This window comes from Variovorax sp. 01T432 (genome assembly GCF_056398605.1).
In genome coordinates this window covers 23,336-43,015 of the sequence record NZ_JBFTPS010000055.1, presented here as the reverse complement: position 1 = coordinate 43,015, position 19,680 = coordinate 23,336, and the positions used below count along the sequence as shown (strand labels likewise).

Below are 19,680 nucleotides of genomic sequence, written 5' to 3'. Positions count from 1 at the left end.
GTCTCGATGTACATGCGTTACATGGTAGTAAACGAACCCGAATTTACAAGGTAAACATACGCTATTTACATGGGAACACAATTAGGCCAAAAAACGGCGCGAAGCCGCGCCATTGCTTGATCTATCGCGTTTTAGAGGCCAAAGCTCGGGCTAGACGACGAGGCGCTCGGCTGGTTTTCAAGACGCCTGCCCTGGGGAAGCTACGGCATGCTGTGCCGCGCCTCGCTCGGCTCGCCGAACCTGGGTGTGGCGATCAAGCGCTGGTGCCGCCACCTCCGGCTGCTGACGGACGACATCGCGCTCGATCTCAAGGTGGCAGGAGGCCTGGCGACCCTGTCGATCACGGAGCACGCTCCGCTCGGCGGCTTCCGCGAGTTCTGTCTCGTGTCCAACCTGCGCTTCCTGCACGGCTATGCCTCCTGGGTCATCGACTCGCGCGTCTCCCTGCGCGAAGCCACCTTCCCGTTTCCGGCGCCGACTCACCACGACGCCTATCCGCTGATGTTCACCGGCGCACTGCGCTTCAATGCGCCGCGAGCGGGCTACAGCTTCGACGAGCGTTACCTGGCCCTGCCGCTGCAGCGCGACGAACGTGCGCTGCGGGCCATGCTGCGGCGCGCGCTGCCGCTCACCGTGCTCCAGTACCGCCGGGACCGGCTGCTGGGCCAGCGGGTGCGGGAGCTCATGCGCGCGCGCGGCGCGGAGGCGGCCACGGCCGAAAGCCTCGCCGCATTGCTGAACCTCTCCAGCCGCACACTGCACCGCCAGTTGCAGGAAGAAGGCGTCTCGCTGCAGGCGCTCAAGGACGAGGTGCGGCACGAACAGGCTGCCGATCAGCTGCGGCGCACCGACCGGCCGATCAAGCAGATCGCGCTCGCCGTGGGCTTTCGCAACGAAAAGAGCTTCTCTCGCGCGTTCAGCTCCTGGTCAGGCGTGACGCCCGGAGCCTTCCGGCGCGGCGTTACAAGCGGAGGTCGGGGTTCGTGAAAAAGTACTCTTGCTTACAGACGGCGTCGGAAACGGAGGGCAGATTCGCCCGTTTACCGCCCTACGATCGACGCATGCAAGTCCCCGACACCGACACCTCCGAATACGCAGCCCTCATCGAATTCGCGGCCACATCCGGGCGCTCGCGCATCCATCCCTCGGTGACGGAGAATGCCGGCGAACTGATCGCACGGATGTTGTCGACCCGCGCCGACGCGATGACACGGTCGCTCATCGCCCTCGCAAAGGCAGGTCTGCGCAAGAACGCCTGAACGGCGGATCGGACTCGATCAGGCCGCAACAGGGCGCCAGGCGGCCAGAAGCGCCGGCAATTCCCGCATGTCCGTGAAGACCTGCGCCACGCCCACCGCGCGCAATGCATCGGGGCCGCTATGGCCCAGGTCGCTCGGGCTGTAGCCGAACACGGTCGCGCCGGCGGCGACGCCCGCAGCGGCGCCCGTCACCGTGTCTTCAACCACCGCGCAGCGCATCGGATCCACACCCAGTGCCGCAGCGGCCGCGAGGTAGACGTCGGGCGCGGGTTTGGAGCGCGGCATTTCATGGCCGCTGAAGATGCGGCCCTCGAAGCAATCCAGGATGCCGATCTTGTCGAGTTGGAGTTCGACCTTGTACCGGTCGGCGCCCGAGGCGCAGGCAATGCGGCCGTCCAGAACGGCGTGAAGGGCCCGGACAGCCTGGGCGGAATGAGGTATGGCCAGCAGGTCGCGCTCCAACGCCACATTGCGGCGGCCGCGAAAGCCGTGCAGCCACTCCGGCGTCAGCACGAAGCCGGTCTTCGACTCGATGAGCGCGGCCTCGTCCTTCACCGCCTTGCCGGTAAAAAGGCGCATGCACTCGTCGACCGTGAGCTGCCAGCCGATTTCGCCGAGCATTTCGGCGAGCACGCGATTGGTGATCGGCTCGGAGTCGACGAGCACGCCGTCGCAGTCGAACAGCACGGCTTCAAAGGGAATGGGATTCATGGGCGAATCCTACCAATCGCCCTTCCCGCGCGCCTCAGGCCGGCTGGATCGGAATGTAGATCTCGCCGCCGCCCGCCTTGAACTCGGCCGATTTGCCCGCCATGCCGTCGACCACGGCGTCCGTCTCGTCGATGCCGCGCTGCGCCGCGTATTCGCGCACTTCCTGCGTGATCTTCATCGAGCAGAACTTGGGGCCGCACATCGAGCAGAAGTGCGCGATTTTGCTCGAGTCCTTCGGCAAGGTCTCGTCGTGGAATTCGCGCGCAGTGTCGGGGTCGAGACCGAGGTTGAACTGGTCCTGCCAGCGGAACTCGAAGCGCGCTTTGGAGAGCGCGTCATCGCGCGCCCGCACGCCAGGATGGCCCTTGGCCACGTCGGCCGCGTGCGCCGCGATCTTGTAGGCAATGATCCCCTGCTTCACGTCGTCGCGGTCCGGCAGGCCCAGATGCTCCTTGGGCGTGACATAGCACAGCATCGCAGTGCCTGCCCATCCGATCATCGCGGCACCGATGGCGCTGGCGATGTGGTCGTAGCCGGGCGCGATGTCGATGGTCAGCGGGCCCAGCGTGTAGAAAGGCGCTTCGTGGCAATGCTTGAGCTGCTCGTCCATGTTGGCCTGGATCAGGTGCATGGGCACGTGGCCGGGGCCTTCGATCATGGTCTGCACATCGTGCTTCCACGCGATCTGCGTGAGTTCGCCCAGGGTGCGCAGCTCGGCGAACTGGGCCTCGTCATTGGCATCCGACGCACAGCCGGGGCGCAGGCCATCGCCGAGCGAGAAGCTCACGTCGTAGGCCTTCATGATGTCGCAGATGTCCTCGAAGTGCGTGTAGAGGAAGCTCTCCTTGTGATGCGAGATGCACCACTTGGCCATGATCGATCCACCGCGTGAGACGATGCCGGTACGGCGGCCCGCCGTCAGATGGATGAAGGGCAGGCGCAGCCCGGCGTGGATGGTGAAGTAATCGACGCCCTGCTCGGCCTGCTCGATTAACGTGTCGCGGTAGATCTCCCAGCTGAGGTCCTCGGCCACACCACCCACCTTCTCGAGGGCCTGATAGATGGGCACGGTGCCGATGGGCACCGGGCTGTTGCGCACGATCCAGTCGCGCGTCGTGTGGATGTTGCGGCCGGTGGAAAGGTCCATCACGTTGTCGGCGCCCCAGCGGATCGCCCAGACCAGCTTCTCGACCTCTTCCTCGATGCTGGAGGTGACCGCAGAGTTGCCGATGTTGGCGTTGATCTTGACCTTGAAGTTGCGGCCGATGGCCATCGGCTCGACTTCGGGGTGGTTGATGTTGGCCGGGATGATGGCGCGGCCGCGCGCCACTTCGTCGCGCACGAACTCGGGCGTGATGATCTTCGGGATGCTGGCGCCCATCGGGTTGCCGGCAAGGCGCCTCTCCCGCGCCGGGTCGCAGAGGTATTCGGCCATCCATTCGCGCCGGCCGCTCTCGCGCAGCGCCACGTATTCCATCTCGGGCGTGACGATGCCGCGGCGCGCGTAGTGCATCTGCGTCACGTTGGCGCCGGCCTTCGCGCGGCGCGGCGTGCGCTGGAGGGCGGCGGCGCCCGCGCGCAATTCGGCAATGCGCTGCGCATCGCGGTCTGCATGCGTCGCGCCATCGTCGAGCGCGAGATGCAGGCGGCCTTCATAGCCCTCGGTATCGCCGCGCTCGGCAACCCAGGCGCCGCGCACATCGGGCAAGCCGCGGCGCACGTCGATCTCGGCGGCGGGGTCGGTGTAGGGGCCGGAGGTGTCGTAGAGCGATACCTGTTCGCCATTGGTGAGCGACACGTCGCGCACCGGAACGCGCATATCGGGCCGGCTGCCTGTGATGGCACCTTTGGTCGAGGCGGGGAAGGGATCTCGCGTGAGCGCGAGAAGGGACGCGAACTTGTCGATGGCATTCATGCGGGCACTCCTGTTTGGCAGACAACGGGGTGCTCCGCGATCGCTCCGGGCGGGTGCCTGTTCATCGGGGTCAGGGCACCGGGGAGTCGCAGCTCTTCTTACGCTGGTATGAACCAGATCAAGTTCGCGGGTTCGGCCGCTTGGCCATCTCAGCACGCAAACTGCGCACACCCCGGAGCGGGGCCGATTCTAGGCTTCGTTCGGCCGGGGAATCAAGCGGGATGCGCCGCGATCCGCGGGCCGCCGGTCAGCAGCTCGTCCGCAGGGCTGTCGGCCTCGGCCCGCGTCCATGCATCGAGCCCGCCCGCAAGCACGCGCACACGCGGCAGGCCCGCGGCCATCAGGACGCGCGCGGCAGCCACGGCGGAGGCGTCGTCGGGGCAGTCGCAGAACACCACAAGCGCACGACCGTCCTGGAAGGCACCGAGGCGCTTGGGCAGATGCTGGAGTTCGATGGCGATGGCGCCGGGGATGGCGCGCGCATCCAGCGCGCGCGCCTCGTTGGAGCGCACATCGATCACCGTGAGCCCGCCGCCGCCGCCGCCGGCGAGGGCCTCGCGCAGCGCGTCGACCTCGATATGCTCGATGTCGTCCGCGCGCAGCGCCATGCGGCGCTGGCGATAGCGCCATGCGACGAAGCCCAGCAGCGCAAGCCCCAGCACCGCCGCCGCCGTGAGGCCGACGCTCGAGAGCACCGACAGAACATCCTGGATGGCGGAGTGGAAGATGCGGCCGACCGCGAGAAAGCCGAGCGTCCAGATCAGCGCGGCAACTGTTTCGTACGACAGGAAGCGCAGGTTCGACATCCCCAGCGCGCCCGCCATCGGCGGCGCCACGACCGACACACCCGGCACGAACTTGGCCGCGATCAGCGACATCCCGCCCCAACGCCCAAGGATCGATTCGCTGCGCTTGACGCAAGTATCCGCGGACAGCGAGATGCGGCACAGCAGCCGCATCACGCGGTATCCCCAGCGGCGCCCGGCCAGGAACCAGGCACCGTCGCCGAGGATGTTGCCGAGCACCGCGGCGAATACCACCGCGATGAAGGACACCTGTCCGCCCACCGTCAGCCCACCGGCGACGATGAGAAAGGGCACCGCCGGCACCGGCGCGCCCAGGCGCGTCGCCAGGGTGGCGACGAAGACCACGACGGCGCCCTGAGTGGCGAGAAGCGCGACGAGATCGTTCATGTTCTTTCTTCTAGTCCCCTTGTGCGGGGCGTGCCGCCGGGGTGGTTTCGGCGCTGCGGCTAGGAGCGGCGATGCTGCGCAGGTCGATGTCGGAGAAATAGGCCAGGCCATGGCCATGCGTGTTGTCCGCGTCCGCCGATATGGCGACCGCCACGATGTCCGGGACGGTGTCGCCCGCCTCTTCGCCGAAAGCGCGGCGGTAGTCGGCCAGCAGGTTGCGGCGCTCCGGCACCCAGGCCCCGGCGCTGGCGGCGGGCCCCGACTCGACAATGACCATGCGAATCCTCTTGGTGAAGGCGTTCACGAGTTCAGTGCCCTTGGCTTCCTTGATGTCCCAGACGTAGCACAGGGTCTCGCTGGGCACCTCCTCGCCGGTCGTGCGCCGCGCCAGCGCCAGGCGGGTGCGCTCGCCGAGCGACAGCCGCTCTGTCGGAAAGTCGAAGAAGACGCAGATCTTGGCGGCGCCGTCATCGCCGGAACGTGTGTGCAGATCGGCGTCCTTCACGAAGTCGTCGACGCGCCAGCGCCATCGCAGCGTGGTGGACGCGTTGAGCGGCGCGTGGACCGGATGAACGAGGTTGCCGTAGGACTGGTCTGCCTCCACCTTGAGAACCTTGCGGCCGTCCTGCTGCACGACCTCGAAACGCGTCGGCACCTTGTTGGGCAGGCCGGAGAAATGCCAGGGCTCGGGCGGTTGCTCGCCGTGCGCACTGGAGAAGGGTGTGAGAGGGAGAGCATCCTCGGCACGCGCGGCCGGCGTCCCCATCCAGAGGATCGCGGCAACCGACGGCAATGCGAGGGTCGCCCAGCGAGGCGGGAGAGCGATTCGGATTCTTGTACTGGTGGACATGCTGCCTCTCCTGCCGTGGATAGCCCCTGAAGTATGGCCATGAAGTGTGCAACGCAAGTGCCGCCGGATAAATACGCCAAAAGGAATCTATGTGTCTCCTCCCGGGACACAATCCCCTCGATTGCTATTCAATTCATAGCAAGAGAATCAAGCCCGGCAATGACCTGCGGTCTCAAATGAGCAAGCCCGTCAGTGGGGGTCGCCTTCGAGGTAGTACCACCGGCTGAGGACGCCATCGTCCTCGCGCACGAAGCGGCTGCGTTCGTGCAGTCGTGTCGCGACGCCGGCGCTGTTGCGCTGGCGGGCGACGAACTCGACTTCCGCATGGTCGGCGTCCAGCACCGAGCGGGAGCGGACTTCCAGACCCAGCCACTTCACGCCGGGTTCGAAGCTCACGCTCGCGGGGCGCGTCGACGGGTGCCAGGTCGCGAGCAGGTAGTCCGCGCGCTCTCGAACGAAAGCCGTGTAGCGCGAGCGCATGAGCGATTCGGCATCCGACGCCGGCGTGTTTTCGTAGTCGTCGAGGTAGCGCCCGCAGCACTGCGAGTAGGCCAAGGGCATTTCCCGGCGATCGCGGCGCCCGCAGGGACAAGAGACTCGAATGGGATTGGCGGAGGATGAGGACATGACGAGAGGTGACAGCAATTCTGCGCGTATTGTGCAGACCCTCGCACAAACCCTGAACGATCAACCGTGGCGTGCCGCCTGCCGCGCGGCTAAGCTCCAGCCCCAAGAGGGGGTTGGCAATGTACCTGACGGCTTCGGAACAACACGCGTTGCGCGGCGTCTTCGCGCTGCTTTCGGAAGACCAGAGCGAGCGCGACATCCGCGAGCGCACAGGCAGGGCCCTGCTCGATCTTCTGCGCGCCGACCAGTTCGCCTCCTTCGTCTGGAACGCCGAGCGCGGGTCCTTTGACCACCGGGTGGCGCTGAACATGGACCCCGCCAACCTCGACCGCTATGCCGAGTGGCACCAGCATCACGACCCCATCACCTTCGTGCTGCAGTCGCGCCGCCATGCCACCCGCGTGACCGAGGTGATGCCCCAGCGCGATCTGATGCGCACACCCTTCTTCAACGACTTCCTGTCGCGCGATGGCCTGCATTGGGGGCTGAACCTGCATGCGTTCGACGGCGACCGAGCGCTGGGCGATCTTCGGATCTGGCGCCGCCGTGGCCGCGGCGACTTCGGCGCACACGAGGTGGGCCTGCTCGACCTGATCGAGCCCGCCTTCACCGGCGCCTTGCAGCGCGCGCAACGCGCCGCGGCCCCGGCCGCGAACACCGCAAACTCGACGCCACTGAGCGCGCGCGAACGGCAAGTCGCCCAAGCCGTGCGCGAAGGTCTCACCGACAAGGAAATCGCGCGCCGCATGGCCGTCAGCGTCCCGACGGTGCGGACCTATCTGCGGCGGATCTTCGATAAGGTGGGCGTCGAGCGCCGCTCAGCGCTGGCCGGGCTGGCCCCGACGTGTTGATCAGGCCCGGCGCGCCTGCCCGCCACCCTACTTTGGCGCCGGCAGCCTGCCCAGCAGCGCCTCCACCGCCATGCCCAGCGCGAGTAGTTGGCGATCGCTGCCCGCCGGGCCATCGAATTCGAGCCCGATCGGCAGGCCGCTCGTGGCGCCGAGGCCGGAAGGCAGTTGGAGACCGGGGATGCCGGCATTGCTGCCGGGGTCGGTGTTCTGGATCAGAGCGCCGAAGTTCTCCGGGCTGCTGGCCTCGGGCGTGGCTTCGAGCGCCACGCGCGGCACCGTCGGGAAGACCAGCGCATCGAGCCTGTTCGCCCTGAAGGTGTCGATGTAGAGCTTCTGCAGCGCCGGCCGCGCGACGCGCATCGCGTTGTCGTAGGCTGGCTTGGCATCCACCACGCCATTGGCGGCGGGCAGCTTGCGCGGGATCACCAGGCCGTCGAAGGTGCCCTTGACATCGGGACTGGCGATGGCCGCAGCCAACTGCGCGATGTCGACGCCCGTGCGGTACCTGGCCAGGTACGCCCCCAGGTCGTCATTCGCCTCGTACAGCGCGACCGGAAAGCCGACGGCGCCGTTGATCTCCATCAGCTTCGGCATCTCCACGTCCACCAGCGTAACGCCGGCCGCCCGCAGCTTGACCAGCGCGGCGTCGGTGGCGGCGCGGGTGTCGGCGTCCAGGTTCGCGAAGAGGGCCGGCACCACGCCGAGCCGCACGCGCTTCAGGTCGGCCGCCTTGAGCGGCTTGCCGCCGGCGATCACGCGGTCGAGCAGCGCGAGGTCGGCCACCGAGAGCGCCATCGGGCCGGCGGTGTCGCGCGTGTGCGAGATCGGCGCGATGCCTTGCTGCGAATAGCGGCCCACGGTCGGGCGCAGGGCGGCACAGCCATTGAAGGCGCAGGGAATGCGCACCGAGCCGCCGGTGTCGGTGCCGAGCGCGGCCGGGGCCATGCGCGCGCCGAGCGCCGCACCGTTGCCCGACGAGGAACCGCCCGCAATGCGGCTGGGATCGTAGGCATTGCGCACGCCGACCTCGGGCCCGGTCTGGAACGCCGGGTTGTAGCCGGTGACACCGAATGCCAGTTCGTGCATGTTGGTCTTGCCCAGGATGACTGCGCCGGCCGCGCGCAATTTGGCGACCACGGGTGCGTCGACGCCGGGCACGAAGCCCTTGAGCGCGGGCGTGCCGGCAGTGGCCGGCAGTCCCCGGACCTGGATGTTGTCCTTGATCACCACCGGCAGGCCGCCGAGCGGCTTGCAGGCGCCGCCGCGCTTCCGCGCGGCATCGGCCGCGCGCGCGGCGCCGAGCGCGCCGGCCTCGTCGAGCGTGATGAAGGCGTTGAGCTGCGGCCGGGACTTGGCCTGGGCAAGATAGGCCGCCACCAATTGCTCGCTGCCCAGCGAGCCGGCACAGAGGCGCTGCGCCGCTTCGCTGGCCGTCAGCGTGGCGAGGTCAAGGGCGGCGGGCTGTGCATGGGCCGGCAGCCCCAGGGCCGCAATGCACAACAGTGCCCCCGTGCGAATGGCGCAATAGTGAATCGAACGCGACATGGCAGGAACCCCCGACAAAGAGATCGCCATGCTGCGCCGCCAGGCGCCATTTGTCTGTCATCGAAATCGATGACAGCACGCAAGCCGCTCAGGCCAGTGCGCGCTGGATCAGGAGCTTCTGGATATCCGACGTCCCCTCGTAGATCTGGCACACGCGAACATCGCGGTAGATGCGCTCCAGCGGGAAATCGTTGACATAGCCGTAGCCGCCCAAGGTCTGAATGGCGGCGCTGCAGACCCGCTCGGCCATCTCGCTGGCGAAGAGCTTGGCCATCGCCGCTTCCTTCAGACAAGGTCGTCCCGCGTCGCGCAGGCTCGCGGCATGCCAGATGAGCTGGCGGGCCGCTTCGAGCTGGGTGGCGCACTCGGCCAGCCGGAAGCCGACGGCCTGCTGATCGAAGATCGAGCCGCCGAAGGCCTGCCGCTCCTTGGCATAGGCCAGCGCCACACCGAATGCGCTGCGCGCCATTCCGACGCTCTGCGCCGCGATGCCGATGCGGCCGCCTTCCAGCGCGCCGAGCGCGATCTTGTAGCCCTCGCCCTCCTGCCCGATCAGGTTCTCCGCCGGAATGCGGCAGGCGTCGAAATTGATCTGCGCGGTGTCGCTCGAGTGCTGTCCCAGCTTGTCCTCGAGCCGCGCCACGGTGTAGCCGGGCGCATCGGTCGGCACGATGAAGGCGCTCATGCCGCGCTTGCCCGCGCCCTTGTCGGTGACCGCGATCACGATCGCGACCTGCCCGTTCTTGCCGCTGGTGATGAACTGCTTGACGCCGTCGATCACCCAGCCGTCGCCGTCCTTGCGCGCGGTGGTGCGCAGCGAAGAGGCATCGCTACCGGCCTGCGGCTCGGTCAGGCAGAAGGCGCCGAGCATCCGGCCTTGCGCCAGCGGCTGCAGCCACTTCGCCTTCTGCTGTGCGTTGCCGTAGCGCATGAGGATCGCGTTGACCGGGCAGTTGGTCACGCTGATCGCGGTGCTGGTGCCGCCGTCGCCGGCCGCGATCTCCTCCAGCACCAGCGCCAGCGTCAGGTAGTCGAGCCCCGCGCCGCCATCTTCCTCGGGTACGCAGATGCCGTAGGCGCCGAGCGCCGCCAGACCCGCGTGGGCTTCCTTCGGAAAGCTGTGCTCGCGGTCCCAGCGCGGCGCGTGGGGCCAGAGTTCGGCTTGGGCAAATGCGCGTACCGCCTCGCGGATCGCTTCCTGGTCGCTGGTGAGCAGCATGGTCTGGCTTGCCTTTGCTTAGATGAGTTCGAGCGCGACCGCCGTGCCTTCGCCGCCGCCGATGCAAAGCGTCGCGACCCCGCGCTTCTTGCCGCGCTGCTGCAGTGCATGGATCAGGGTGACCATGATGCGCGCGCCGCTCGCGCCGATGGGGTGGCCCAGCGCGCAGGCGCCGCCGTGCACGTTGACGATCTCGTGCGCCACCGAGAACTCCTGCATCAGCGCCATCGGCACCACGGCGAAGGCCTCGTTGACCTCCCACAGGTCGACGTCCTTCACCCCCCAGCCGGTCTTCTTGAACAGCTTGGCAACCGCGCCCACCGGCGCGGTCGAGAACCACTCGGGCTGCTGTGCGTGCGTGGCATGCGCGAGGAGGCGGGCGATCGGCTTCGCCCCGTATTTCTTCGCGGTGCTCTCGGTCATCATGACCAGGGCGGCGGCGCCGTCGTTGATCGACGAACTCGATGCGGCGGTGATGGTGCCGCCTTCCTTCTTGAAGGCGGGCTTCAGCGTGGGGATCTTGTCGAGCTTGACCTTGCCCGGGCCCTCGTCGACCTCGATCACGGTTTCGCCGCCGCGACCCTTGACGGTGACCGCCGCGATCTCGGCCTTGAAGGCCCCCGAAGCCGTGGCGGCCTTGGCCCGCTCGACGCTGGCGATGGCGAAGGCGTCCTGCTGCTCGCGCGTGAATTTGTACTTGGCCGCGCAGTCCTCCCCGAAGGTACCCATGGAGCGGCCCGGCTGGTAGGCGTCCTCGAGGCCGTCGAGCATCATGTGGTCGAAGATGCGGTCGTGGCCCATGCGGTAGCCGCCGCGCCCCTTGAGCATCAGGTAGGGCGCGTTGGTCATGCTCTCCATGCCGCCGGCGATCATGACTTCATGCGTGCCCGCGAGCAGCATGTCGTGCGCGAACATCGCGGCCTTCATGGCCGAGCCGCACATCTTGCTGAGCGTGACAGCCCCGGCGCTGTCGGGCAGGCCGCCCTTGTAGGCCGCCTGGCGCGCGGGCGCCTGGCCCTGGCCGGCCATCAGGCAGTTGCCGAACAGCACCTCGCCGACCGCATCGACCGGGATGCCCGCGCGCTCGACGGCCGCCTTGATGGCGACGCCGCCGAGGTCGTGCGCCGCGAGAGAGGAAAAGTCGCCCTGGAAGCCGCCCATGGGGGTGCGGGCGGCGCCGACGATGACGATGGATTCAGACATGTGGATCTCCTTGGTGAGTTGAGTTCGTGATTTCAGAAGTACGGCGCATGGCCATCGTGATGGAAGCGCTGCGCTTCGTCATAGGGAAAGACGTCGAGCATCTGCCCCGCCTGGATGCGCTGCTTGTGGCTCTGCCAGAAGGCGGCGTCCAGCAGGTCTGCGTGGTGGGCCATGAAGGCCTCCCGCACCGCCTGGTTGCCGAGCAGGAAGGGAGCAAAGGTCTCGGGGAAGACGTCCTTCGGGCCGACCGAATACCAGACCTCGCCGCTCATCTCTTCTTCCTCGTTGCGCGGCGTGGGCACCTTGCGGAAATTGCAGTCGGTGAGGTATTCGATCTCGTCATAGTCATAGAACACGACCTTGCCGCCGCGGGTGACGCCGAAATTCTTCCACAGCATGTCGCCGGGAAAGATGTTCGCCGCGACCATGTCCTTGATGGCATTGCCGTATTCGATGACCGCGTGCTCCAGCTGCTTGCAAGCGCGCTTGGTGTGCTCGGGATGGGCCATCTGGTCGACGGCTTCCTGCAGGTAGATGTTCAGCGGAATCATGCGGCGCTCGATGTAGACGTGCTTGACCACGACTTCCTTCTCCCGGTTGCCGTCACGGTCGCCGATCTCCAGCTGGCTGGGCGCGAACTTCCGAATCTCCTCGATGAGTTCGGGTTCGAAGCGGTCCAGCGGAAAGCCGACATCGCTGTACTCCAGCGTGTCGGCCATGCGGCCGACGCGGTCGTGCTGTTTCACCAGCATGTACTTGCTCTTGACCTGCTCGCGCGTCGTTTCCTTCTGCGGCGGGAAGAAGTCCTTGATGACCTTGAAGACGTAGGGAAACGAGGGCAGGTCGAACACCAGCATCACCATGCCCTTGATGCCGGGGGCGATGCGGAACCGGTCGCTCGAGTAATTGAGGTGGTAGAGGAAGTCGCGGTAGAAGAGCGTCTTGCCCTGCTTGGCCAGCCCGAGCGCGTTGTAGATCTCGCCGCGCGGCTTGCGCGGCATCAGCGAGCGCAGGAACTGCACGTAGGCCGAGGGCACTTCCATGTCGACCATGAAGTAGGCGCGCGCGAAGCTGAAGAGCATCTGCAGGTCTTCTTCGCCGAAGAGCGCCGCGTCGATGTAGAAGCGGCCCTCGCTGTCGTGCAGGATCGGCAGCGCGATGGGCAGCTCGACGAAGCCGTTGATGATCTTGCCCACGACGTAGGCGCCCTTGTTCCGGTAGAACAGGCCGGAGAGCACCTGCAGCTGGAAATTGGCGCGCAGCTTGACCTGATGGAAGCGCCCGAGGATGGCCGCGGCCACGCGCTCGGCGTCGCGGCGCACATCGGCATAGCGCCCTTGCAGAGCGTAGTCGTCGAGCACCGCCTCGATGGTGTCGGCCAGGGTGTCGTGAGTCGGGTAGTAGGCGCGGTAGGTCGGTGCGTCGCGCGGCTCGATGTACTCCGTGCTGATGGCCGGGCGCACGAAGATGAAGTCGTTCTGGAAATAGGCGCGGTGCAGGATCTTGGTGGTCACCGAGTTGAAGAAGGTCTCGGCCAGTTCGGGCTGGTGGTGATTGACCAGAAGGCCGATGAAGTGCAGCTTCACCTGGTGCCACACATCCATCGGCTGCTCGCCGGCCTTGAACTCCTTCTCCAGCCGCGCGACCGCCTCGCTCACCCGCAGGTCGTAGAACTCGATGCGTTCGCGCTGCGCGCGCTGCTGGCCGCCCCAATCCGCGGTCTCGAAACGATGCTTGGCGCGCGCCGACTCGGCTCGAAAGAGCTGGTAATGCCGATTGAAGCCGTCGCGCATCGCCTTCGCGATGTCGTAGGCCAGCGGCGAGTCGAGGCGCTGCGGGAACATGGGTTCAATCGGCCGCCTTGACGGCGTCGGGCGCCGGCTGGGAGAACTCCGCGGGCTTGCTCCACTTGTAGCGGATGCGCTGCACCGCCGCGCGGTAGAGATTCTCGAGCGGCTTGGTGCCATCGACGGTGATGCCCAGGTCCTGGAGAAGCCCGTCGTGCACACCGAAGGCCCAGCCATGGATGGCGACGGTCTGGCCGCGGCTCCAGGCGTCGACCATGACGGTGCTGACGGCCACGTTGACCACCTGCTCCGCCACATTGAGTTCGCACAGCGCATCGGCGCGGTCGGCTTCGGGCAGGCTCTCGATCATGACCCGATGACGGTCGCGCACGTCCTGGATGTGCCGGATCCAGTTATCGGCGATGCCGATGCGCGCGCCTTCCAGCGCGGCCTGCACGCCCGAGCAGCCATAGTGCCCCACCACCATGATGTGCTTGACCTTGAGCCGCTCCACGGCGAACTGAATCGCCGACAGCGCGTTGAGGTCGGAGTGGACCACGATGTTGGCGACGTTGCGGTGCACGAACACCTCGCCGGGCTCGAGGCCGGTGATCTGGTTGGCGGGCACGCGGCTGTCCGAGCAGCCGATCCACATGTACTTGGGCGTCTGCTGCTTCACCAGGCTGGTGAAGAAACCGGGGCGGTCGCGCTCCATCCGCGCAGCCCAGCTGCGGTTGTGGGCGAACAGGTCTTCAAGGGCGTCGGGCGTGTTGTCCATGATTCGATGAGAAGTGGGTTGGATGGGCCGGCACGCGCACTCAGCGTGCCTTCGTTTTGACGGCACGCGCGAGCGCCGCGCGTGCCTGCTTTTCCTGGGCGCGAACCTCGGCGAGATTGGCTTGCAGCTCGGCCAGCTGCGCCTCCAGTTGCGCGCGGTGCGTGCCGAGGACACCGAGGAAACGCTCCAGCTGCACGGCCGTGTCGCGCGGGCTGTCGTACATGTCGAGGATCTCCTTGACCTCGGTCAGTTTCAGGCCAAGCCGCTTGGCGCGCAAGGTGAGCGTGAGCCGGGTGCGGTCGCGCGCGGTGTAGACCCGCTGGAGGCCCGAGCGCTCCGGCGCGAGCAGGCCCATGTCCTCATAGAAGCGGATGGCCCGCGTCGTCAGGTCGAACTCTTTCGCGAGTTCGCCTATCGTGAAGGTGCTGAGGGTCTGCGACGGCATTGGGGGAGTTCGGTGACCTGTTCGGATCTTGGCGGCGACTGCGATTGCGAGGGCGACAGCGCTTTCCGGACGCACTGCCTACAATATCGGGACTTCTCTGTGACGTTTACGTTAACGTCAATCGTACATGAACCTTCTCGAACGCGAACTCCATTACCCCTTGGGCGACACCCTGCCCGCTCCCGGCCAGGCACTCGAGGTATTGCCCGGCGTGCGCTGGATTCGCATGGGCCTTCCCTTTGCGCTCGACCACATCAACCTCTGGCTGCTGCGAGACAGCATCGACGGCGTGGAAGGCTGGACGGTGGTCGACTGCTGCATTTCGCACGACGCGGCGCGTGCCCAGTGGGAACAGATCTTCGCCACGCAGCTCGAAGGCATGCCGATCCTGCGCGTGATCGTGACCCACATGCATCCTGACCACGTCGGCCTGGCGTCCTGGCTGTGCGCGCGCTGGAAGGCACCGCTGTGGATGAGCTCGACCGACTACCACGTGGCGCGCGTGCTCACCACCGCCGGCGACACGCTGGCGGGCGGTGAATCGGCCGCGGACTTCTTCGCCTCGCATGGTCTCACCGACCCGGAGTCGGTCGCGAAGATCCGCGCGCGCACCAACTACTACGCCAACATGGTGCCCTCGGTGCCGGCCAGCTTCGTGCGCATGATGGACGGCGACACGGTCATGATCGGGGGCCGCGGCTGGCGCTGTATCAGCGGCTATGGCCACGCGCCGGAGCACATCGCGCTCTTCTGCGAGGAGATCAAGGCACTGCTCGGCGGCGACATGATGCTGCCGCGCATCTCCACCAACGTGAGTGTGTACGCGGGCGAGCCGGAAGCCAATCCGTTGCGGCTCTTTCTCGACAGCATCGAGCGCTTCAAGGCGCTGCCGCCGGACACGCTGGGCCTGCCCTCGCACGGCAAGCCCTTCACCGGGATTCACCGGCGCGTCGAGCAGTTGAAGGAACACCATCGCGACCACCTGGCGGAACTGCTGGAGGCCTGCACCCTGCGCCCGCACAGTGCCGCCGAGGGCTTGCCCATCCTCTTCAAGCGCGCCCTCGATCTCCACCAGATGACCTTCGCCATGGGCGAGACGGTCGCGCACCTGCATCTTCTGTGGTTTGCAGGCCAGCTCCAGCGCAGTATTGCGGAGGACGGCATCTACCGCTTCGGCGTTCCCGCATGAACACGATGGAGCGCTTGCGCGCCGGCCTGCTGGCGGGCGCCACGAGGCTCGATCTGTCCTGCGGCCTCACGGAGTTCCCCCGCGAGATCTTCGCGCTTGCGGATTCGCTGGAAGTGCTCAACCTCTCCGGCAATGCGCTCGAGCACCTGCCCGAGGACTTGCACCGGCTGCACCGGCTGCGCGTGCTCTTCTGCTCGGACAACCGGTTCACGGAAGTGCCCGAGGCGGTCGGGCAATGTCCTCGGCTCGATATCGTGGGCTTCAAGGCCAACCGCATCCGTCGCGTTCCCGCGGCTTCGCTGCGGGCGTCCTTGCGCTGGCTCATCCTCACGGACAACCAGATCGAGGAGCTGCCGGCCAAGCTCGGGCGCTGCGCGCGGCTGCAGAAGCTGATGCTCGCGGGCAATCGCCTGCGGACGCTGCCGCCGGAGCTGGCGAGTTGCCGCCGGCTCGAACTGCTGCGCATCTCGGCCAACCGTTTCGATGCCCTGCCCGATTGGCTGCTGTCGCTGCCCAGGCTTTCATGGCTGGCCTTCGCCGGCAATCCCTTCATCGAATCGCATGAAGCCGCCGCGCTGGCGGCGCAGGCGGCGCCGGGCATCGACTGGCACCGTCTCGCATTGCAGCACCAGCTGGGCGAAGGCGCTTCCGGGGTGATCCACCAGGCGCAATGGCAGCGCCCGGATGGGTTCGTCGAAGGCGTGGCCGTGAAGATCTTCAAGGGCGCGGTCACCAGCGACGGCTGGCCGCATAGCGAGATGGCCGCCTGTGTTGCCGCCGGCGCGCATCCGAGCCTGATCTCCGCACGGGGCCGGATCAGCGGCCATCCCGAAGGCGCTGCCGGCCTGGTGCTGCAGCTCGTGGATGCGGACTTCCGCAACCTGGCCGGCCCGCCAAGCCTTGCCTCCTGCACGCGCGACGTCTACAACGGCGATACGGGCTGGTCGACCGAGTCCGCGCTGCGCATGGCGGCAGGCATCGCCTCGGCCGTCGCGCAGCTGCATGCGCGCGGCATCCTGCACGGCGACCTCTACGCCCACAACATTCTCTGGAACGACGAAGGCGGCTGCCTGCTGGGTGACTTCGGCGCCGCCTCCTTCCTGCCTCGCGACGACCGCGCGCAGGCGCGGGCCCTGCAGCACATCGAGGTGCGCGCCTTCGGCTGCCTGCTCGAGGAACTGCTGGCGCTGTGCACGCGCGAAGATGACGCGGACCACGCGACCGCCGCGCTGCTGACAGCACTTCAGTTGCGCTGTGTCCAGGCCGAGGCGGCGGCGCGGCCGGCATTCGCCGAGATCGCGTCGACCCTGGACGCCGCGCTGAAGCTCACCGCCGCCGTCGCAACCGGCCGCTGAGCGACGTCACCCATGCGCACGCTGCCGCTGCCCACTCGCGACGGTGTCGGGCCGAGCTGCGTGGCCTTGCCCGAAGGGCCCTGGACAACCATCGCCGACTTCCTGATGGACCGCTTCGCGGCCATTCCGCGATCGACATGGGAAGCGCGCATCCGGGCCGGCGAGGTGATCGACGAGCACGCCGTGCCGGTGACCGAGACTCGCCGCTTCGAGCCACGCCTGCGGGTCTACTACTACCGCTCGCTCGAATCCGAACCCCGCATTCCCTTCGATGAAATCATCCTGTTCCAGGACGAGCAGCTCGTGGCCGTGGACAAGCCGCATTTCCTGCCGGTCACGCCAGTGGGCAAGTACGTGCAGGAAAGCCTGCTCGTGCGCCTGAAGCGCAAGCTGGGGCTGGACGACCTGGCCCCGCTGCACCGCATCGACCGCGAGACCGCCGGCGTGGTGCTGTTCTCGGTACAGCCCGCGACGCGCGGCATCTACCACGCGCTGTTCTCCCAGCGCGAGATCACCAAACACTACGAAGCCATCGTCCCATGGCAGCAGGGGCGCGTGCTCCCGCCCGTCCATCGCAGCCGCCTTGCCGATGACGAACATTTCATGCGCATGAAGGAGATCGCCGGCGAGCCGAACTCGGAAACGCGGCTCGAACTCATGCAAGCCCGCGGCGGATGGGCTCGGCTGCGCCTGTCCCCGGTCACCGGGCGCCGGCATCAGCTGCGCGTGCATTGCGCGGCGCTGGGCCTGCCCATCCTGAACGATGCGATCTATCCTCAGCTCCTGCCCGAGGGCGATGAGGATTTCAGCCGGCCGCTCCAGCTGCTGGCCATGGAGCTTGCCTTCCGCGACCCGGTCAGCGGGATGGCACGCCATTTCTCAAGCCTCAGGTCGCTGGCGCTTCCTGCCTGACGGGTTCGGCCCGCGCCCCACGGCCTTCGAGGCCCCAGCCCGCGCCGATGGAACCAAGGTGACGCGCTTCAGCCGAGCGGCGCACTAAGCTGCGGGTCGTCGGCGCCAATGCCGCGCATCCAGGAGACACCCAGCATGGACACCACCCACCTCTTCTCGCTCAAGGGGCGCACCGCGCTCATCACCGGCGGCTCGCGCGGCATCGGCCGCATGATCGCCGAGGGCTTTCTGGCGCAGGGCGCCCGCGTCTACATCTCGGCCCGCAAGGCCGCGGCCTGCGACCAGACTGCGAAGGAACTCTCCGCCCTCGGCCACTGCGTTTCGCTGCCGGCCGATGTGTCGACGGTCCAGGGCGCGCACGCCCTGGTCGACGCCTATTCGAAGCACGAAGGCACGCTCGACATCCTGGTCAACAATGCCGGCGCGGCCTGGGGCGCGCCCTACGACGAGTTCCCGGAAAGCGGCTGGGACAAGGTGGTGGATCTCAACCTCAAGACGCCCTTCTTCCTCACCCAGGCGCTGACGCCGATGCTGCGGAAATCGGCCACCGACCATCTGGCGAAGGTCATCAACATCGCGTCGATCGACGGGATCTCGGTCAACCCGCAGGAAACCTATTCGTACGCGGCGAGCAAGGCGGGACTGATCCAGCTCACGCGACGCATGGCGCTGCGCCTGGCGCAGGACCGCATCGTGGTGAGCGCCATTGCACCGGGTGCCTTCGCATCCGACATGAACAAGGACGCGCGCGATCACGGTGAAGAGGTGAAGGCTCGCATCCCGGCCGGCCGCATCGGCACGCCCGAAGACATGGCGGGGGCGGCGATCTACCTTGCTTCGCGGGCAGGCGACTATGTGATGGGCTCGACCCTGGTCGTGGACGGGGGCGTCACCCACGCCCGGTAGTCCCATGCGCCCGTGGAGTCGGCGCGAGGCGGTCACCACCGCGGAACGGGCTGCTCCTTGAGTTGCTGCCGCAACACACCGTAGTCCGGCATCACGCTCTCCACCGTCTCCCAGAAGCGCGCGCTGTGATCCATCACGCGCAGATGGCTCAGTTCGTGCGCGACCACGTAGTCGATCACGGGCATCCGGAAGTGCACCAGCCGCCAATGCAGCCGGATCGCGCCGTCGGCGCTGGCGCTGCCCCAACGCGTCGAGGCATTCGACAGCGAGAGCTTGTTCCAGCTCACACCCAGGCGCGGGGCGAAGTGATCGAGGCGCTCGATGAAGATGCGCCGCGCCTGGCGCATGAGCCAGGCCTGCGCGGCGTCGCGGATCTGGGCCTCGCTCGCATCGTTGGCGACCGCAAGACGCAGGATGTGCGGCGCATCGCCTGCGCCGGCGTCGAGGATGCCCCCGATACCTTCGAAGGCGTGGTGCGGGTCGAGTTGCACCACGACAGGCTCCCCGAGAAAGGCAAAGCTGACGCCGTCCCGCCACTCGATGCGCTCCGCTTCGAGCCGTGCATGGCGCTGCTGCGTTTCGGACAACTTGCGCAGGATCCAGTCCGACTTCTCCCTGACCGCCGCATCGACGTCGCGCAGCGCGACCCAGCGCGGCGCGCGCACCGACAAGCCCTCCGCACCGACCACGAAGCCGATGGTGCGGCGCTTGCCGCGCGTGAACTCGTAGGCGACGCGGGCATCCCCCAGCATGAGTTCGCGGGTGGCGCGCGGGTGCACGAAGCTCGCCGGCGTCAGGGCATCCGCCAGCGGCAGGGGCGGCCGGCTGGGGCCTGCCATGCGCTCCTCGAGCGGGGCAGGCGCCGACGCGGGCGCGACCGACAACTCATCGAACAGATCCAGCGTGAACTGCAGCAGGCCGCGCATGTTCGAACC

The 19,680-nt window shown here is 67.3% G+C and carries 18 protein-coding genes, 1 pseudogene and 1 riboswitch; of the genes and pseudogenes, 7 read left to right on the top strand and 12 right to left on the bottom strand.

Annotated features, from left to right (window positions below):
* Nucleotides 1–150: 150 nt before the first annotated feature.
* A pseudogene (locus AC1DNF_RS29275) lies at nucleotides 151–987 on the top strand (AraC family transcriptional regulator); the annotation flags it as partial.
* A 74-nt stretch (nucleotides 988–1,061) separates the two neighbouring features.
* Entirely contained in the window at nucleotides 1,062–1,259 is a 198-nt protein-coding gene (locus AC1DNF_RS29270; protein WP_478152162.1) for a hypothetical protein, read from the top strand.
* An 18-nt stretch (nucleotides 1,260–1,277) separates the two neighbouring features.
* On the opposite strand, the gene AC1DNF_RS29265 is transcribed toward AC1DNF_RS29270, so the two are convergent.
* The 5 genes from AC1DNF_RS29265 to AC1DNF_RS29245 form a co-directional block, all read right to left on the bottom strand.
* Nucleotides 1,278–1,970, bottom strand: a complete 693-nt coding sequence (locus AC1DNF_RS29265) for an HAD family hydrolase (RefSeq protein ID WP_478152161.1) — start codon at nucleotides 1,968–1,970, stop codon at nucleotides 1,278–1,280.
* Nucleotides 1,971–2,004: 34 nt separating this feature from the next.
* The gene (gene thiC, locus AC1DNF_RS29260) at nucleotides 2,005–3,885 is read right to left on the bottom strand and encodes a phosphomethylpyrimidine synthase ThiC (RefSeq protein WP_478152160.1); all 1,881 of its coding nucleotides are present in this window, start codon (nucleotides 3,883–3,885) and stop codon (nucleotides 2,005–2,007) included.
* A 78-nt stretch (nucleotides 3,886–3,963) separates the two neighbouring features.
* Nucleotides 3,964–4,070, bottom strand: a riboswitch (TPP riboswitch).
* A gap of 27 nt (nucleotides 4,071–4,097) precedes the next feature.
* Nucleotides 4,098–5,078 (bottom strand): rhodanese-like domain-containing protein, encoded by a 981-nt coding sequence (locus tag AC1DNF_RS29255; RefSeq protein WP_478152159.1) that lies wholly within the window; start codon nucleotides 5,076–5,078, stop codon nucleotides 4,098–4,100.
* Between the two features lie 10 nt (nucleotides 5,079–5,088).
* A complete protein-coding gene (locus AC1DNF_RS29250; protein ID WP_478152158.1) occupies nucleotides 5,089–5,928 on the bottom strand; it encodes a DUF3047 domain-containing protein in 840 nt (279 codons plus the stop codon).
* Nucleotides 5,929–6,117: 189 nt separating this feature from the next.
* Nucleotides 6,118–6,555, bottom strand: coding sequence for a YchJ family protein (locus tag AC1DNF_RS29245; RefSeq protein ID WP_478152157.1), 438 nt, complete (start codon nucleotides 6,553–6,555; stop codon nucleotides 6,118–6,120).
* 119 nt (nucleotides 6,556–6,674) lie between these two features.
* On the opposite strand from AC1DNF_RS29245, the gene AC1DNF_RS29240 reads away from it, so the two are divergent.
* On the top strand, nucleotides 6,675–7,406 hold the full coding sequence (locus tag AC1DNF_RS29240; RefSeq protein ID WP_478152156.1) for a helix-turn-helix transcriptional regulator: 732 nt from the start codon (nucleotides 6,675–6,677) through the stop codon (nucleotides 7,404–7,406).
* Between the two features lie 27 nt (nucleotides 7,407–7,433).
* Here the strand turns inward: AC1DNF_RS29240 and iaaH are convergent, their stop codons facing one another.
* From iaaH to AC1DNF_RS29210, 6 genes are all read right to left on the bottom strand, one after another.
* Nucleotides 7,434–8,951, bottom strand: coding sequence for an indoleacetamide hydrolase (iaaH, locus tag AC1DNF_RS29235; RefSeq protein ID WP_478152155.1), 1,518 nt, complete (start codon nucleotides 8,949–8,951; stop codon nucleotides 7,434–7,436).
* A gap of 88 nt (nucleotides 8,952–9,039) precedes the next feature.
* Nucleotides 9,040–10,170: an acyl-CoA dehydrogenase family protein gene (locus AC1DNF_RS29230; RefSeq protein WP_478152154.1), complete on the bottom strand. Its 1,131-nt coding sequence runs from the start codon at nucleotides 10,168–10,170 to the stop codon at nucleotides 9,040–9,042.
* Between the two features lie 18 nt (nucleotides 10,171–10,188).
* The gene (locus AC1DNF_RS29225) at nucleotides 10,189–11,373 is read right to left on the bottom strand and encodes an acetyl-CoA C-acyltransferase (protein ID WP_478152153.1); all 1,185 of its coding nucleotides are present in this window, start codon (nucleotides 11,371–11,373) and stop codon (nucleotides 10,189–10,191) included.
* 32 nt (nucleotides 11,374–11,405) lie between these two features.
* Nucleotides 11,406–13,217 (bottom strand): bifunctional isocitrate dehydrogenase kinase/phosphatase, encoded by a 1,812-nt coding sequence (gene aceK / locus AC1DNF_RS29220; RefSeq protein WP_478152152.1) that lies wholly within the window; start codon nucleotides 13,215–13,217, stop codon nucleotides 11,406–11,408.
* Nucleotides 13,218–13,221: 4 nt separating this feature from the next.
* Complete coding sequence (gene can, locus AC1DNF_RS29215) at nucleotides 13,222–13,938, bottom strand: carbonate dehydratase (protein ID WP_478152151.1); 717 nt, start codon at nucleotides 13,936–13,938, stop codon at nucleotides 13,222–13,224.
* A 40-nt stretch (nucleotides 13,939–13,978) separates the two neighbouring features.
* Nucleotides 13,979–14,383: a MerR family transcriptional regulator gene (locus AC1DNF_RS29210; protein ID WP_478152150.1), complete on the bottom strand. Its 405-nt coding sequence runs from the start codon at nucleotides 14,381–14,383 to the stop codon at nucleotides 13,979–13,981.
* 127 nt (nucleotides 14,384–14,510) lie between these two features.
* On the opposite strand from AC1DNF_RS29210, the gene AC1DNF_RS29205 reads away from it, so the two are divergent.
* From AC1DNF_RS29205 to AC1DNF_RS29190, 4 genes are all read left to right on the top strand, one after another.
* Nucleotides 14,511–15,572: an MBL fold metallo-hydrolase gene (locus tag AC1DNF_RS29205; protein ID WP_478152149.1), complete on the top strand. Its 1,062-nt coding sequence runs from the start codon at nucleotides 14,511–14,513 to the stop codon at nucleotides 15,570–15,572.
* On the top strand, nucleotides 15,569–16,927 hold the full coding sequence (locus AC1DNF_RS29200; protein WP_478152148.1) for a leucine-rich repeat-containing protein kinase family protein: 1,359 nt from the start codon (nucleotides 15,569–15,571) through the stop codon (nucleotides 16,925–16,927). The genes AC1DNF_RS29205 and AC1DNF_RS29200 overlap by 4 nt, the downstream gene beginning before the upstream one ends.
* A gap of 12 nt (nucleotides 16,928–16,939) precedes the next feature.
* Nucleotides 16,940–17,839, top strand: a complete 900-nt coding sequence (locus tag AC1DNF_RS29195) for a pseudouridine synthase (RefSeq protein ID WP_478152147.1) — start codon at nucleotides 16,940–16,942, stop codon at nucleotides 17,837–17,839.
* Between the two features lie 135 nt (nucleotides 17,840–17,974).
* Nucleotides 17,975–18,745: an SDR family oxidoreductase gene (locus tag AC1DNF_RS29190; RefSeq protein WP_478152146.1), complete on the top strand. Its 771-nt coding sequence runs from the start codon at nucleotides 17,975–17,977 to the stop codon at nucleotides 18,743–18,745.
* A gap of 32 nt (nucleotides 18,746–18,777) precedes the next feature.
* On the opposite strand, the gene AC1DNF_RS29185 is transcribed toward AC1DNF_RS29190, so the two are convergent.
* Nucleotides 18,778–19,671 (bottom strand): M48 family metallopeptidase, encoded by an 894-nt coding sequence (locus tag AC1DNF_RS29185; protein ID WP_478152145.1) that lies wholly within the window; start codon nucleotides 19,669–19,671, stop codon nucleotides 18,778–18,780.
* Nucleotides 19,672–19,680 lie beyond the last annotated feature (9 nt).